Origin of the sequence: Amycolatopsis sp. NBC_00438 (assembly GCF_036026695.1) — a bacterium.
In the GTDB taxonomy this organism is placed as follows: Bacteria; Actinomycetota; Actinomycetes; order Mycobacteriales; family Pseudonocardiaceae; genus Amycolatopsis.
In genome coordinates this window covers 3,200,885-3,214,334 of sequence record NZ_CP107923.1, presented here as the reverse complement: position 1 = coordinate 3,214,334, position 13,450 = coordinate 3,200,885, and the positions used below count along the sequence as shown (strand labels likewise).

Genomic DNA, 13,450 nt, shown 5'->3' with positions numbered 1-13,450 from the left:
GCATGACCCAGGTAGAAATCAAGGACCCCGTACGCGACGAAGTACCCGAACCCCCGGGCCGCAGGACGCTGCTCGACCGGCTCTTCGAGATCCGGGCCCGGCAGAGCACGATCGGCCGCGAAGTCCGCGGCGGTCTCACGACGTTCGTCGCGATGGCCTACATCGTGCTGCTCAACCCGCTCATCCTCGGCGCCGCCACCGACATCACCGGCGCCCGGCTCTCCGCCGCGCAGGTCACCACGGCGACGGCGCTGGCCGCCGCGGTGATGACCATCCTCATGGGACTCGTCGGCAACGCGCCGCTCGCGCTGGCCGCTGGCCTCGGCATCAACGGCATCGTCGCGTTCCAGATGGCGCCGACGATGACCTGGGCCCAGGCGTTCGGGCTGGTCGTGCTGGAGGGCGTCTGCATCGTGCTGATGGCCGTCAGCGGCGTCCGCGAGCGGATCATGAACGCCATCCCGCGGCCGCTCAAGACGGCGATCACCGTCGGTATCGGGCTCTACATCGCCCTGGTCGGCCTGGTCAGCGCCGGGTTCGTGACCCGGGTGCCGGACGCGGCGGAGACCACCGTCCCGGTGCGCCTCGGGGCGAGCGGGCACCTGCACGGCTGGCCGATCGTGGTGTTCTGCTTCGGCCTGCTGCTGATGATCGTGCTGATGGCCCGCAAGGTGCCGGGCGCGGTGCTGATCAGCATCGGCGTGGCGACGGTGTTCGCCGTCGTGCTGCACGAGGGGTTCGGCGTCGGCGGCTGGGGCCTCACCTCCCCGGCATTGCCCGACCACGTCGTCGCGGCGCCGGACTTCGGTCTCTTCGGCCACATCGACCTCTTCGGCGGGTTCGCCTCGGCGGGGGCGCTCGCGGCCACGGTGTTCCTGTTCACGCTGGTGCTGTCCGGGTTCTTCGACGCGATGGGCACGATCACCAGCGTCTCCGACGAGGCCGGGCTGTCGAAGAACGGCAAGGTGCCGCGGATGGGCCGGATCCTGCTGGTCGACGGCGCGGGCGCGATCGCCGGCGGCGTCACCGGATCGTCACCGAACACGGTCTTCCTCGAGTCCGCTGCCGGCGTCGGGGAGGGCGCCCGGACGGGCCTCGCCAGTGTCATCACCGGGCTGCTGTTCGCCGGGACGCTGCTGTTCACCCCGCTGGCGGGGGTCGTCCCGGCCCAGGCCGCGGCGCCCGCGCTGGTCGTCATCGGCGGCATGATGGTCGCCCAGTGCCGCAACATCCCGTGGCACGACCCGGACTACACGATCCCGGTGTTCCTGACCGCCGCGCTGATCCCGTTCACCTATTCGATCACCAACGGCGTCGGCGCGGGCCTGATCGCGTTCGTGCTGATCAAGATCGGCCGCGGCAAGTGGCGCGAGGCCGGCTGGCTGCTTTCCCTGCTGGCGCTGGTGTTCGCGGTGTACTTCGCCGTCGACGGCGTCGAAGCCCTCTTCCGTTAGGAGTTCCGATGGCCTTGATGTTCTTCAACGGCGGCGCCATGCGTGGCGAGCCCCTGCACCACCTGCTGGACGGATCGCCGTTCGTCGCGACGGCGAAGACCGCGGCGAAGTACCGGTTCTACGCCGTCGGCGAGCAGTGCCCGGCGCTGTACCCGGTGTCGCACGGCGGCGCGGAGGTGACCGGCGAGGTGTACGACGTCTCGCTGGACGCGTTGCGGGACAAGGTACTCCCGTCCGAACCGCACGAGCTGGAGCTGGGTGTGGTGGAGCTGGCCGACGGCAGCTCGGCGTTCGCGATGCTGCTGCGGCGGCCCTACACCTCGCACGTCGCCCTGCGCGACATCACCGAGGTCGGCGACTGGCGGGCGTACAAGGCGAGCGTGTGAAGGTCCTCGTCGCGCCGGACAAGTTCAAGGGGTCGCTGACCGCGGCCGAGGTGGCGTCGGCGGTGGCCCAGGGCCTCGCCGACGTCCACCCGGCCCTCGCGGTGCGGTGCCTCCCGGTGGCGGACGGCGGTGACGGCACGGTCGAGGCGGCCGTCGCCGCCGGCTTCCGCCGGGTGCGGGTGCCGGCGCGCGGGCCGACCGGCTGGCCGTTGACCGCTTGTTACGCGGTGCGCGGCGACACGGCCGTCGTCGAGCTGGCCGAGGCCTCCGGGCTGCACCGGCTGCCCGGCTCGCCTGAGCCGCTCACCGCCACCAGCGCCGGGACTGGCGACGTCATCGCGGCCGCCCTGAACGCGGGCTGCCGCCGGATCGTGCTCGGCGTCGGCGGCAGCGCCTGCACCGACGGCGGCGCCGGGATGCTGGCCGCACTGGGCGCCCGGCTCCTGGACGGCGCGGGCCACGAGCTGCCGCCGGGCGGCGCGGCCCTGAGCAGGCTCGCCGCGCTGGATCTGTCCGGTCTGGACCCACGCTTGTCCGAAGTGGACATCGAACTGGCGAGTGACGTCGACAACCCGCTGTTCGGTCTCCGTGGCGCCGCTTTTGTCTACGGACCGCAGAAAGGGGCGGTGCCGGACGACGTCGAAGTGCTCGACGAGGCGTTGCGGCACTGGGCGTCCCACGCCGGTCCCGAGTACGCCGACCGGCCGGGCGCGGGTGCGGCCGGGGGAGTGGGGTTCGCCGCGTTGGCGGTGCTCGGCGCCCGGATGCGGCCCGGGATCGCGCTCCTGCTGGACCTGCTCGGCTTCGACGACGCGCTGGCCGGGGCCTCGCTGGTCATCACCGGCGAGGGATCACTGGACCAGCAGACGCTGTCGGGGAAGGCTCCGGCCGGCGTCGCCCGGGCCGCGGCGGACAAGGGCATCCCGTGCGTCGCCGTCGCCGGGCGTTGTCAGCTGTCCGCGGAGGAGCTTCCGGGCGCGGGGCTTTCGGCCGCGTACGCGCTGACGGACCTCGAGCCCGACCCGGCCCGTTGCATGGCCGACGCCTTCACGCTGCTGCGCCGGCTGGCCCACCGGGTCGCCGTGGACCGGCTCTGAACAGCTGTTACTCCGGTTTTGTTATCATCGGAACCATGGCGACGAAGACGGCGGCGGACACCCGCGTGCGGATCCTCGAGGCCGCGGCGGCCCTGCTGGTCGCCGAGGGCCGCGACGGCTTGTCGACCCGGGCGGTGAGTGCGGCCGCGGGTGTCCAGCCGCCGGCGCTGTACCGGCTCTTCGGCGACAAGGACGGCCTGCTCGACGCGGTCGCGGCGTACGGCTTCGACGAGTACCTGGCGAGCAAGCGCGAGCTGGGCTCGACCGGCGACGCGGTCGAGGACCTCCGGCGCGGCTGGGACCTGCACATCGAGTTCGGCTTGTCCCGCCCGGAGTTCTACGTGCTGATGTACGGCGACGCCCGCCCGGGCCGCACCTCCCCGGCGGCGCGGGAGGCCGAAGCGATGCTGCACGCCATCGTCGCGAGAGTCGCCGAAGCGGGCCGGCTGCGGGTGAGCGTCGAACGCGCGGCCCGGCTCGTCCACGCGACCGGGATGGGTGTGGTGCTGACCCAGATCGCGACGCCGGTGGCCGAACGCGATCCCGAGCTCTCGGCGACGGCCCGGGAGACAGTGCTGGCCCGGATCCTGACCGACGCGACAGCGCCGTCGGGCGCGAACGACCTCGCGGGCCGCGCGATCGCCCTGCACGCCGGCCTCCCCGCGGCAACAGCGTTGACCGAGGCCGAGCGGGTGCTGTTGGCCGAATGGCTGGACCGCATCGCGAACGCCTGACCGCCGCCCCGCACCGGCCAACACGCTGCCCGGAGTGGCCAACACGCGGGGGATGGGGGTTTCCGCGTCGGCGTGGGTGCCGTGTTGGCCGTTCCGGGCGACGTGTCGGCCACTCCGGTGGAGCGTCGGGAACGGCTGGGCCGGTGATGGGCGCAGGGCTGGATCGGTTCAGAACTATCGGACATTGCCTGTCATCGCTCCGTGGCTCAATATGTTGCGGCCCACAACATATTGCGACAACGACGTCGGAGGGTCCCGATGATCAGGTGGAAAGCCGTCCTGGCCTGCGCCGGAGCGAGCGTCTTGCTCGCCGGAGCCGTACCCGGCACGGCCCTCGCGAGTGGCACGGCGACCGACTGCTGCGGCGGTGGTGCGTCCTGGGCCACCGGCAACAAGTCCGCCCTCGGCACCTCGGCGACGACGGCGAGCCCGGTGTGGTTCACCGTCGCCAACGGCGTGACGTCGGAGGTGTTCTACCCACGCGCCGACGTCCCGAACATGCAGGACATGCAGTACGTCGTCACCGACGGGACCAGCTTCGTCGACCTGGAACGCGACAACACCAACCACGTCGTGACCATGCCCGACGAGAAGGCGCTGCAGTACACCGTCACCAACACCGCCAAGAGCGGGAAGTACCGGATCACCACCGACTACGTCACCGACCCGGCCCGCGCCACGCTCGTCACGAACACCCGCTTCCAGTCCCTCGACGGCGGCAGCTACCGGCTCTACCTCCTGGCCAATCCGTCGATGGCCGGCGGCGGCGCCCACGACAACGCCTGGTGGGATGGCAGCGGTCTCCTCGCGAGCGGCACCGAGACGCTGTTCGGCGGCGCGGCCACCACCGTCGTCTCCGCGCTGCGCGTCTCGACCGGGTTCACCGCGCACGACAACGGCTACACCGGCGCCGGCAGCGACTGCCTGACCGACCTGCGCGCCGACAAGACCCTGAACAACCAGTTCGACAACATCGCCGGCACCGGCAACGTCGTCCAATGTGGACAGATCCCGGTCGGCGCGGACACGACGTTCACCGTCGCCCTCGGTTACGGCGGCACCGCGGCGGCGGCGACGTCGGCCGCGAGCGGGTCGCTGAGCAGCGGTTTCGCCGCCACCTCAAGTGCCTACCGCTCCGGCTGGAACTCCTACGTCGGCAGCCTGAAACCCGCCCCCGCCAGCGTTTCCGGGGACACCCAGCGCCGTCGCGCCTATTACGTCGCGGCGATGGCGCTCAAGACCGCCGAGGACAAGCAGCACCCGGGCGCGAGCGTCGCGGGCCTCGCGACGCCGTGGGGCGACTACACCAACGGCGATCAGCTCAACGACGGTTACCACCGCGTCTGGGGCCGTGACCTCTACCAGCAGGCGACCGGCCTGCTCGCCGCCGGCGACACCGCGCAGGCCAAGCGGATGGCCCAGTTCCTGTGGAACTCGCAGTGGATCGGCAGCCCGACCGCGGGTGACGGCGTGACGTACCCGGCGGGTTCGTTCCCGCGCTACAGTCCGGTTTCCGGTGTCGCCGGGGCGAGTGCGCAGCAGCTCGGCTGCTGCGAACAGCTCGACCAGGACGCCGACGCGATCCTGCTGGCCTGGCTGACCGGCGTCACCGACGCCTCGACCTACGCGAAGGTCAAGACGACGGCGAACCACATCGTCGCGACCGGGCCGGACACCACCGAGCGGTGGGAGGAGCAGTACGGCAAGTCGCCGTCGTCGATCGCCGCCGAGATCGCCGGGCTCGTCGCCGCGGGCGCGATCGCGCGGGCCAACGGCGACACCGCGAGCGCGACGTCGTGGGAGTCCACTGCGGACTCGTGGCGCAACTCCCTGGCCGGCTGGACGGTCACGACGTCCGGCTACTGGGGCGGCCACACGTACTACGAACGCCTCGACCGCAGCGGCAACCCGAACGACACCGGCACGATCTGCTTCGACGAAGGCTGCTTCTACGAGCACGACGTCACCGATTTCGGTTTCCTTGACCTGGTGCGCCTGGGCGTCCGCCCGGCGAACGACCCCACGATCGCGAATTCGGTCGCCCCGACGGCCGCCGCGTCCGACGGCAACTCGGCGGTGCAGGTGACCTTGCCGAACGGCGACGTCTACTTCCACCGCTACGCCCACGACAACTACGGCGAGAGCACGTCGAACTGCACGGGCTGGCCCGCGGGCGGCGCGCAGCGGTTCGGGCGGCTGTGGCCGGTGCTGTCGGGGGAGCGCGGCCAGTACGAACTGGCCAACGGCCGGTCGGCGGCGGTCTACCTCAAGTCGATGGCGGACTCGGCCAACGACGGCTACTTCGTCCCGGAGCAGGTCTGGGACCGCGCCGACGTCGGCTGCTTCGGCCTCGGCCGCCCGACCGGCAGCGCGGGCCCGTTGATGTGGGCGGAGGGCCAGTACCTCCGGCTCGCGCAGAACATGGACGCGGGCCACAACCTCGACACGCCGTCGATCGTCAAGGCCCGCTACGGCACCTGAGCACCCAGTTTCCGGGCCCGGGTCAGCAGTTTCTCGACCCGGGCCCGCAGCTCGGGCGTCTCCCGGCCGAGGTCCGGCAGCAGCAACGCGTAGTCCGACACCAGGCTCCGGTAGCCGCGGCCGAACTTGCTCGCGCTCTTCTCCCGCGCGTAGCGCTTGTCCAGGTCGATGATCTCCTGGGCCAGCACGGCCGCGGCCGCCGACAGTTCCGTCCGCGCGTCCGCTTCCGCGTCACGGCGTTCCTGCCGGGCCAGGGCCGTGCGCGCGGTCCGGCGGGCGGCGAGGTAGAGCGCCAGCGAGCCCAGCACCACGGCCACGACCGCGGCGGCGGCGACCAGGTAGCGCGGCAGCGACGGGCTGACCGTGCGGCCGCCGTCGGGGATCGCGCCGGAGTGCACCAGCAGGTCGTAGTTGACGACCAGCACCTTCAGCGCGTCCACCGGGCGGTCGGCGAAGGCGTCGATGCCGTTGCCGATCATCGTTTCCGCGACGAAGGCCTTGCCGAAGTTCTCGTCGTCGCTCCCGGGCAGCCGGGAGCAGCCGTACTTCTCGAAGTCGTCGCCGTCGCGGCTGAGCATCACGGCCAGGGTGCCGTCGACCGCGCCGCCCAGGCTGTCGCACGCGTCGCTCAGGTCCGCGCCCGGCGCGAGGAAACCCACGACCAGCCGCCGGTTGCCGATCACGCGTTCGGCGGCCGGCCGGTCGATCGCGACGCCGGGGGCGGCGTACACCGACGCCGTCCGCAGCTGCCGGGCGACCGGCCCGTCGAACACCTCCGCCGACCACACCGCCCAGCCCGCCAGCACGAGGCAGCCGAGCACGGCGATCCCGAACGCGGAACGGAAAAAGCGCTTCACGCGAGCCTCCCCCGCAGGAACTCGGCCGGCCGGTACTCCGGGCGGTCCAGCAACCCGGCCGTGGTGTCCAAATCGGACTCGGCCGCGTCGAGCAGGCCGTGCACGTGCCTGTCCGGCAGCTTCTTGTCGAACGCCTCGCGCGCCGCCGTCAGCTGGGTGATCCCGCGGGTGAGCGACGTGGCCGACGCGCCGCCGGTGAGCCCCGAGATCTCGACGGCGAGCGCGGTCAGCCCGGTCAGGCGGGCCGGCACCCGGGTGCCGGCGGGCCGGCCCGGCCGCGTCATCCGGCGGGCCGAAAGGGCGAGGAACCCGACCGCGCAGGCGGCGAACAGCCACGGCAGCGCGGGCAGCGCGACCCGGAGCGGGTCGAACGGGGTGTAGGGCAGCGGGCGGTCGAACAGCCCGGCGTAGCGGATGGCCGTGACGCGGTTGAGCCAGGCGCCCAGGACGTTGCGCTGCGGGTAGGCGTAGGTGCTGAGCCGGTCGGCGAACTGGCCGTAGAAGCTCGCGGTCGCGACGTCGGCGAACGCGGCGGCCGACGGGCCGTCGTACTCGACCCACTGGCCGTACATCACCACGATCGGCCGGCCGGGGAACTCCTTCGCCAGCGCCGGGCCGAAGCGGACGAGCGGCTGCCCGGCCGGCTGCTGCGGCAGAGCGACGTACAGCGGCTGTGCGCCGGGGAACGCGGCCGTCGTCGCGGGCGGATCCTTCAGCGTCGCGCCCGGGGCGATGAACCGGCCGGTGCCGCGCAGCTGCGCGGTGACGTCGGCGAGCTCGCCGGCGTTCGGGTCGCGCCGGGCGAGGGCCGGCTGGTCCGGCGCGTCCGGCTGGTGGTTCAGGTGGGCGGCCAGGGTGGTCAGCGACTCCGTGACGTCACCGGTGGCGAACTGGTGGATCCACTCGGACGCGCGGTCGGGCGAAGCCTGCAGCGCCCCGCCGGTGACCTCGGTGCCGATCACCTGGACGGTCGCGTCCTCGACGTCCTTCACCCGGGCGCGGGCGTCTTTCGGCAGGCCGGGCGGCGCCACGACGACGCGGACGCCGGCGCTGCCGGCCGCGGCCTTCACCGCCTGGTCGTCCCAGGTCGCGATCGCCCCGGGCAGCCGCACGACGGGGGAGTCCTTGACCATCGCCCTCAGCTGCTCGGCCGAGGGGACGGTGGCGCCGCTCAGCTCGCCGGCCGACCCCTCGGGGATCGGGTCGCTCGCCGCGGGCGCCTGCCCGTAGCTGACGTCGGTGCTCTGCTGCTGCACCAGGAGGAACGTCACGAGCACGGCCCCGGCGACGGCGAGCAGGATCCAGCGAATCCGGTCAGCCACGGGCGGCCGCCCGCCAGAGCGCGTCGGCCCGCCGCGCGTGGTCCCGCGCCGCCCGGGCCGCTCGCGGACCGCCCTGCGCGGCGGCGATGGTCTCGGCGCGGGCCAGCAGCTGCTCGGCTTCGGGCTGGGGGTCCGTCGCGGCGTCCCGGCTCACCCCGGCGCTGTCGATCGCGGCCCGCGCCGCCGACCAGGCGGTCCGCCGGCGCAGGTCCCGCTCGCGCAGCCGCGGCACGGCGACCACCCCGGACCCGGCCGCGACGACCAGCACCGCGGCGAGCACCCACACCACCCACGTCATCCGGTCCACCTTCGAGCCTTGATCTTCGCCGAGGAGATCATTCTGGCGGTCCGGCCCCGCGAATGTGACAACGTTGCCGCATCGTGTCCCAGGCGGCTCGGACCGGACCGGCGCGCCCCCTCGGCGTGCCGGGCCGGCCGTCACCGGACCAAGTGGACGGTCTTCGCCGCCGGGACGAACGTCGCTTTCTGCCCGCGCGTCAGGGTGACGCTGTCCGTCTCCAGGCCGTCGCCGAACGCGACCAGGCGGTCCGACTCGACCTCGACCGTCAGCGGTGCCGAGGTCAGCTCGCCTTCGGTGTGCGACGTCCCGGTCGTCGGCGACGGCCACGCTTCCCGGACGAACCAGACCAGCCGGGTCTCGCCGGGGGCCGGCAGGCGCAGCGGGCTGCGGCGTTCCTGCCACACCGAGCCGCACCAGCCGGTCGCGCCGGTGCCCGTGCCGACCAGGATTCCCGACGACGCCTGCCGTTCCGCCGGCCCGCCACCGACTCCCAGCCGGTAGCGGGCCGTCTGGTGCCCGGCGTGCCCGAGGTAGATCTCGTTGAGCGCCAGCAGCCGCTGGCCGTCGTCCGCGGTGAACTCGGCCATCGTCCGGTGCTCGACGTTCCCGGTGGCGCGCACCAGGTCCGCGACCGCGGCGGCCGGGTGCCGCACCAGGACGCCGGGCGCGCCCGGCGCGATCCCGATGACCGGCTGGCCGTCGAGGTACTTGGCGACGTTGGCGATCAGCCCGTCCTGCCCGACCACGACGACGACGTCCTCGGGGGTGAACAGGAACCGCGAGAGGTCGCCGCGTTCGACGTCGCCGCGTCGCCAATCGAGCGGGATCGCCGCCGACGCCGCGGACAGAGCCGCACGCACGGCCGCGTCCGCCTCGGTCACCTCCGCCAGGTCACGGCCGCGCGTGCGCAGGAAGAACTCCGCCTGGCCGCGGGTGCCGTGCCGGGCGAGCAGCTCGTCCAGCTCGGTGCGCCGGTGCACCAGCACGACGCGCGGGGCGAGGCTCACGACCGCACGCCCAGCTTGGTCAGCAGCGGCGTGAGCAGGTCCGGCGTGAGCACCAGGCTGTCGATCTGCGGCAGGTTCCCGGCCAGCTCCTTGAGCGCCAGCCCGGTGAGCACGCCTTCCGGCAGGTCACGGTAGGCCGCCAGCCGGGCCGCCTCACCGGCCGCTTCCGCTTCGCCGAGCGCCCGCTTGCCGTCGGCCTTGACCTGCGTCAACCGCTCCTCCCGCGACGCCTGCGCCTCGGTGTCGATCCGGTTGGCCTGCGCGGCCTCTTCGGCCTGCCGCCGGGCGTTCGCGCCGCGCTGGGCAAGCAGCTGCTCTTCGCGGCGGGCCAGCTCGATCTGGCTCTGCAGCTCGTTCTCGCTGATCGCCCGCTCGCGCTCCACGGCCAGCGCGCGCCGCTCGAACGTCGCCCGGTCGGCCTCCTGCTGCACCTTCTCCCGCGCCGTCGTCTGCAGGGCTTTCTCGACCTCCGGCTCGGCGCGGATGGAGACGACGCGGACGTCGAGCACCGCCGAGCCGGTCTGCGAGAGGCGGGTGTCCTCGTCGGCGAGCGCGGCGCGGATCCGGTCGCGGACGGCGCCGACGCCGTCGACGAGCGCGGTGGCCAGGGGAGTGCGGGTGAGCACCTCGACCGCGTACTGCTGGACGTTCTCGGTGAGCAGCCCGCTGATCTGGGCGAGGGGGTCGCTTCTCCAGCGCCCGGTGTCGGGGTCGATCGAGAAGTCGATCCGCTGCGCGGCCAGCGCCGGGTCCACGATCCGGAAGGTCAGCGCGAGCTGCACGGTGACGTCCTGGAAGTCGGCCGTGCGGGCGTGGAACAGCAGCGGCAGCTCGCGGTCGTCGACCGGCACCTCCGAGACGACCGCGGTGAGCGGCCGGTACCAGAACGACAGCCCGAGCCCGTCGTGCGCGAGCTTGCCGCGGCGGTAGTGGCGGATGTGCACGGTCGGGGCGCCGCGCAGGTGCCGGAACCCGAACCGGCGGTTGATGTCGGCCATCTGGAACCTCCTCTTATCGTCGAGATGACGATATGGGGTCGACGGCCTAATCGTCAAGCTGACGATTACCGGCTAAGGTGGTGGCATGGGTCACCCGCCGTTCGCCGTCACCGCCGACCTCGTCGTGCTCACCCTGACCGGGGACGAGCTGTGCGCCCTCGTGGTCCGCAGGGGAGTGGAGCCGTTCCTCGGCGGCTGGGCGTTGCCCGGCGGCTTCGTCCGGGAGGACGAGGACCTCGAGGAAGCGGCCCGCCGCGAGCTGGCGGAGGAGACGGGCCTGGCGCCGGGCACCGTCCACATCGAACAGCTCGCCGGCTACGGCGCCCCGGACCGCGACCCGAGGATGCGTGTCGTCACGGTGGCCTACCTGGCGCTGGCCCCCGACCTCCCGACCCCGCGCGCGGGCACCGACGCCGCGGAGGCCCGCTGGGCCCCGGTCCGCTCGCTGGCCGCCGAAAAGCTGGCCTTCGACCACGACCGGATCCTCGCGGACGGCTTGGAGCGCGCCCGCGCGAAGCTGGAGTACTCACCGCTGGCGACGGCGTTCTGCCCACCGGAGTTCACGGTCGCCGAGCTGCGCCGGGTCTACGACCTGGTCTGGGACACCCGCCTCGACCCCCGCAACTTCCACCGCAAGGTGACGGGCGCGGACGGGCTCCTGGAACCGACCGGCCGCACGACCACCCGCGACGGCGGGCGCCCGGCGCAGCTGTACCGGCGCGGGAAGGCGGAACTGCTGTACCCGCCGATGCTGCGCGGCTGACGCACGTCTGCCGGAGTTCGATGACCTGACGCCTGACCGGCGGTCGCCCGGCGAAATCGGGTGGCGCACGCACATGCTCCTGGAGAGTCGCCGCCGAACACTGGTTGCGGTCAGGCCGCTCGCGCGGGCACGAGCCGGCGGGCCGCGGACACCAGCGGCAGCAGGCGTGTGCCGAGGTTGCGGGCCACGAGACCCCTTCGCGTGGCCGGGATCAGCATGGCCGCGGCCGCGGAGACGTTGCGCTGCTTGGGTTCCACCAGCTTGCGGTGTTCGGCTTCGTACCGCCGGAACGCCGCTGCCGGGTCGGCCGGCGTCCGGCCCAGCTCCTGCGCCAGCGTGTACGCGCCCGCCATCGCCAAGGTCGAACCGTCGCCGAAGAGGGAGACGCACGAAGCGGCGTCGCCTGCCAGGACGATCCGGCCCGTGGCCCAGCGGTCCATCCGGACGCGGCTCACCGAGTCGAAGTACAGGTCGTCGGCGTCGCGGACCTGCTCCAGCAGGCCGGGCACGCGCCAGCCCGCGCCGGCGTACGCCTCGGCGAGCATTTCCTTGTGCCGCGCGGTGTCCCGGTAGTCGAACCCCGGCACCCCGGCGCCGCGGAACATGAACGCCGCGATCGCGTGGCCGCGTGCCGGGTGGACCGCGACCGCCCGGCCCGGCGAGTTGTACATGACCAGCTCGGTGCGGTCGGCGGGCGGCTCGGCCAGCGGCAGCGTCGCGATGTAGACGCCCATGTGCTCGACGAACGCCGCCTCCGGCCCGAACGCCAGCCGCCGCACCCCCGAGTGCAGGCCGTCCGAGCCGATCACCAGGTCGAAGCGCCGCGGCGTACCTCGCTCGAAGGTGACGTCGACGCCGCCGTCGTCCTGGTGCAGCTCGGTGATCGAGTCGTGGAAGACGAACTCGGCGCGGTCCGCCGCCGTCCCATAAAGGATCGCCGCGAGATCCGTACGCGACAGTTCGACGTCGTCGCCGCTGCCCAGCACGCTCGTGGCCACCCGTCCGGTGCGCCGGCCCGCGTCGTCGACGAACTTCAACGCCGTGACGTCGGTGCTCGCTTCGCGCAGCTTCGCGGTGATGCCCATTTCGGCCGCTACGTGCGTGGCGGGCCCGCGGACGTCGACCGGGCTGCCGCTCGAGCGCAACCCCTTGGCGCGTTCGACCACGGTCGGCCGGTAGCCCGCGCGGGCCAGCCAGTAGGCCAGTGTCGGCCCGGCGACGCCGGCGCCGGAGATCAGTACCGTCTGCTCGTTCATTATGTTCCCCCTGGATGATGTTCCTGACCATCGGTCAGTCGTGACGGTACGCCACTGTCCGGCGGTCAGGCAAGCGGCTAGGCTCGGGGGATGACGGAGGCCGACACCCGCGCCCGGATCCTGCGCGCCGCGCTCGAAGAGTTCTCGGAGCGCGGCTACCACGCGACGTCGGTGCGTGAGCTGGCCGAACGCGTCGGCGTCACCAAGACCGCGGTGCTCTACCACTTCCCCGGCAAGGCCGACATCGTCACGGCGCTGGCCGAGCCGCTGCTCGACGACCTCGAGGCGACGATGGAGAAGGCCGAGGCCGCCGCCGACCCGCGCGCCGCGGCGATCGAGGGCGTCCTCGACGTGTGGCTGAGCCACCGCTACCTGCTGCGGATGAACCTGCGGGACCTCGGCCTGACGGCGTCGAAGGCGGTGTTCGAGCGCTTCCGCGACGGCATGCTGAAGGCGAACGTGCTGGTCGCGGGCCCGGACGCGGATTTGGCGGCCCAGGTCCGCGCGGCACAGGCGATCGCGATGCTCAGTGACCCGGTGGTCCTGTTCGCCGACGCGCCGGTCGAGGAACTGCGCGTCGCGGTCCTGGACGGCGTGGCCCGGCTGTTCGGTACCCCGCCGACGTCACGCGGCCGCCGGGGCCGGCCGAGCGTGATGAGCCCGGAGACGATCGAGGCAGCCCACCGCCTGTACGACGCCGGCCACCCGGCAGCCGACATCGCGACGGCGCTGGGCGTCTCCCGCGCGACGATCTACCGGCACCTGCCGGACGCGGAATAGTGAGACGACTTATG

At 72.9% G+C, this 13,450-nt stretch carries 13 protein-coding genes; 7 read left to right on the top strand and 6 right to left on the bottom strand.

Going from position 1 to position 13,450, the window contains the following annotated elements; genetic code table 11:
* Positions 1-2: 2 nt before the first annotated feature.
* The 5 genes from OG494_RS14115 (at position 3) to OG494_RS14095 (ending at position 6,152) form a co-directional block, all read left to right on the top strand.
* On the top strand, positions 3-1,454 hold the full coding sequence (locus tag OG494_RS14115) for an NCS2 family permease (protein WP_328455728.1): 1,452 nt from the start codon (positions 3-5) through the stop codon (positions 1,452-1,454).
* 8 nt (positions 1,455-1,462) lie between these two features.
* Positions 1,463-1,840 (top strand): allophanate hydrolase-related protein, encoded by a 378-nt coding sequence (locus OG494_RS14110; RefSeq protein WP_328455726.1) that lies wholly within the window; start codon positions 1,463-1,465, stop codon positions 1,838-1,840.
* A complete protein-coding gene (locus OG494_RS14105) occupies positions 1,837-2,937 on the top strand; it encodes a glycerate kinase (RefSeq protein WP_328455724.1) in 1,101 nt (366 codons plus the stop codon). The genes OG494_RS14110 and OG494_RS14105 overlap by 4 nt, the downstream gene beginning before the upstream one ends.
* A 35-nt stretch (positions 2,938-2,972) precedes the next feature.
* Positions 2,973-3,671 carry a TetR/AcrR family transcriptional regulator gene (locus OG494_RS14100; RefSeq protein ID WP_328455722.1) on the top strand — a complete coding sequence of 233 codons (699 nt, stop codon included), beginning with the start codon at positions 2,973-2,975 and terminating at the stop codon, positions 3,669-3,671.
* Between the two features lie 258 nt (positions 3,672-3,929).
* Positions 3,930-6,152: a glycoside hydrolase family 15 protein gene (locus OG494_RS14095; protein ID WP_328455720.1), complete on the top strand. Its 2,223-nt coding sequence runs from the start codon at positions 3,930-3,932 to the stop codon at positions 6,150-6,152.
* On the opposite strand, the gene OG494_RS14090 is transcribed toward OG494_RS14095, so the two are convergent.
* The 5 genes from OG494_RS14090 to OG494_RS14070 all read right to left on the bottom strand — a co-directional run bounded on the left by OG494_RS14090 (position 6,140) and on the right by OG494_RS14070 (position 10,637).
* Positions 6,140-7,009, bottom strand: coding sequence for a hypothetical protein (locus OG494_RS14090; RefSeq protein WP_328455718.1), 870 nt, complete (start codon positions 7,007-7,009; stop codon positions 6,140-6,142). The genes OG494_RS14095 and OG494_RS14090 overlap by 13 nt on opposite strands.
* Positions 7,006-8,331 carry a hypothetical protein gene (locus OG494_RS14085; RefSeq protein WP_328455715.1) on the bottom strand — a complete coding sequence of 442 codons (1,326 nt, stop codon included), beginning with the start codon at positions 8,329-8,331 and terminating at the stop codon, positions 7,006-7,008. The genes OG494_RS14090 and OG494_RS14085 overlap by 4 nt, the downstream gene beginning before the upstream one ends.
* Complete coding sequence (locus tag OG494_RS14080; RefSeq protein WP_328455713.1) at positions 8,324-8,629, bottom strand: DUF6403 family protein; 306 nt, start codon at positions 8,627-8,629, stop codon at positions 8,324-8,326. The genes OG494_RS14085 and OG494_RS14080 overlap by 8 nt, the downstream gene beginning before the upstream one ends.
* Positions 8,630-8,769: 140 nt before the next feature.
* The gene (locus tag OG494_RS14075; protein ID WP_328455711.1) at positions 8,770-9,639 is read right to left on the bottom strand and encodes a hypothetical protein; all 870 of its coding nucleotides are present in this window, start codon (positions 9,637-9,639) and stop codon (positions 8,770-8,772) included.
* Positions 9,636-10,637, bottom strand: coding sequence for an SPFH domain-containing protein (locus tag OG494_RS14070; RefSeq protein WP_328455709.1), 1,002 nt, complete (start codon positions 10,635-10,637; stop codon positions 9,636-9,638). Before OG494_RS14070 ends, OG494_RS14075 begins: the two co-directional genes overlap by 4 nt.
* Positions 10,638-10,722: 85 nt before the next feature.
* Between OG494_RS14070 and OG494_RS14065 the strand changes: the two genes are divergently transcribed.
* Positions 10,723-11,400: an NUDIX hydrolase gene (locus tag OG494_RS14065; protein WP_328455707.1), complete on the top strand. Its 678-nt coding sequence runs from the start codon at positions 10,723-10,725 to the stop codon at positions 11,398-11,400.
* Positions 11,401-11,510: 110 nt separating this feature from the next.
* On the opposite strand, the gene OG494_RS14060 is transcribed toward OG494_RS14065, so the two are convergent.
* A complete protein-coding gene (locus tag OG494_RS14060) occupies positions 11,511-12,656 on the bottom strand; it encodes an FAD-dependent monooxygenase (protein WP_328455705.1) in 1,146 nt (381 codons plus the stop codon).
* A 90-nt stretch (positions 12,657-12,746) separates the two neighbouring features.
* On the opposite strand from OG494_RS14060, the gene OG494_RS14055 reads away from it, so the two are divergent.
* Positions 12,747-13,436: a TetR family transcriptional regulator gene (locus tag OG494_RS14055; protein WP_328455703.1), complete on the top strand. Its 690-nt coding sequence runs from the start codon at positions 12,747-12,749 to the stop codon at positions 13,434-13,436.
* The last annotated feature ends 14 nt before the right edge of the window (positions 13,437-13,450 follow it).